3 protein-coding genes are annotated in these 1,688 nt (G+C 59.3%); all 3 read left to right on the top strand.

The genetic code is table 11. The features are described 5' to 3' along the window. Positions 1 to 153: 153 nt before the first annotated feature. The gene (gene msrB / locus EG244_RS20165; protein WP_028720652.1) at positions 154 to 597 is read left to right on the top strand and encodes a peptide-methionine (R)-S-oxide reductase MsrB; all 444 of its coding nucleotides are present in this window, start codon (positions 154 to 156) and stop codon (positions 595 to 597) included. Position 598: 1 nt separating this feature from the next. Further along, positions 599 to 1,138 carry a peptide-methionine (S)-S-oxide reductase MsrA gene (gene msrA, locus EG244_RS20160; protein WP_028720651.1) on the top strand — a complete coding sequence of 180 codons (540 nt, stop codon included), beginning with the start codon at positions 599 to 601 and terminating at the stop codon, positions 1,136 to 1,138. A 139-nt stretch (positions 1,139 to 1,277) separates the two neighbouring features. Next, the coding region (locus tag EG244_RS20155) for a glutathione S-transferase family protein (RefSeq protein ID WP_148097656.1) at positions 1,278 to 1,688 on the top strand (411 nt) is incomplete at its 3' end.

Here is a 1,688-nt window from a genome sequence, read left to right as displayed (position 1 = left end):
CAGGCGATCTTCACCTCAAACGACACGCCACTTGGGGAATGCAGGACGCACAGTGTATTGGATAAATCTAAGCCGCACTGCGATAGTTGAAGCAATGACCGACAAATTAACCGGTAGTTTGCATGGCCCTCTATATAATTATTGGAGACTATCATGAAGTTTGAAAAGTCACAGACAGCAGTCCACCGCCTGACCCCCGAACAACGCCGGATTACCCAGGAGTCGGGCACCGAAAGGCCCTTCACGGGCGAGTATAACGACAACAAGGAGCCGGGCATCTACGTCGACATTGTGTCGGGAGAGCCACTGTTCGCTTCGACGGACAAATTCGATTCGGGTTCTGGCTGGCCGAGCTTCACCAAACCGATCGTGCTAGCAAACGTGAACGAGGTTAGGGACAGCGCGCACGGCATGGTCCGGACGGAGGTCAGGTCGGTGCACGCCGACAGCCATCTCGGCCACGTGTTTCCCGACGGTCCTCCCGACCGCGGCGGTCTGCGCTACTGCATCAACTCAGCGTCCCTTCGCTTCATTCCTCGCGATGAGATGGAGGCCGAGGGATACGGCGAATATCTCAACCAGGTAGAGGAGGCCTAACATGCACCAGCGCGCAATTCTCGCAGGCGGATGTTTCTGGGGCATGCAGGATCTGATCCGCAAGCGACCCGGCATCGTCTCTACCCGTGTCGGCTACACCGGCGGGGATGTTCCGGACGCCACTTATCGCAATCACGGCACGCATGCCGAGGGGATTGAGATCGTCTTCGACCCGGCAGTGACGAGCTACCGGAACATCCTGGAGTATTTTTTCCAGATCCACGATCCTACGACGAAGGACCGCCAGGGCAATGATCGTGGGCTCTCCTACCGGTCGGGTATCTATTACGTCGACGAGGAGCAGAAGCGCGTCGCAGAGGACACGATCGCCGACGTGGATGCCTCCGGGCTGTGGGATGGCAAGGTCGTCACCGAGGTCGAGCCGGTCGGCGATTTCTGGGAGGCCGAACCGGAACATCAAGACTATCTGGAGAAGCGGCCCGGCGGCTATACCTGTCACTTCCCCCGTCCCGGCTGGGTGCTTCCACAGCGCCAAAAGGCTGGCGATGTGCAGCCTGCGGCCGACACCGCAGCGGAATAGTCTTCACTGACGTTGCCGCTGCGCCGCTCGGGTTCGCACTCTTCTTGACCGTGTCGTCAAACGACGCGGTCATCGGACCCCGCATTGATGAGGTGGTCATTTGAGTCAGCCGCCGTCGTAGCAACAGGATCGCAGAATTATGCCAGACCTCTCATCATTTCCGGTCACGCAGCGCTGGCCGGCCTCTCATACCGACCGCCTGCAATTGTACGCCGCGCCAACGCCCAATGGCGTCAAAGCCTCGATCATGCTGGAGGAGACTGGCCTAGCGTACGAGCCCCACCTGATCGACATCTCGAACAACGAGTCGAAGGACCCAGCGTTCGTCTCGTTAAACCCGAACGGCCGCATACCGGCGATCATCGATCCGGCGGGCCCGGACGGCAACCCCATTGCCGTTTGGGAATCCGGTGCGATCCTTATCTACCTGGCCGACAAGACGGGCCAGTTCATTCCGAGTTCACCCGCCCAACGTTACGAAACCTTGGCCTGGGTATTCTTCCAGGTGTCGGCCATCGGGCCGATCTTCGGTCAGCTTGGCTTTTTCCTG

The sequence above is a fragment of the Falsigemmobacter faecalis genome (assembly GCF_003863335.1).
Taxonomy (GTDB): Bacteria; Pseudomonadota; Alphaproteobacteria; order Rhodobacterales; family Rhodobacteraceae; genus Wagnerdoeblera; species Wagnerdoeblera faecalis.
Note: the sequence above shows the minus strand (reverse complement) of the source record. Positions and strands in the feature narration are given on the sequence as shown.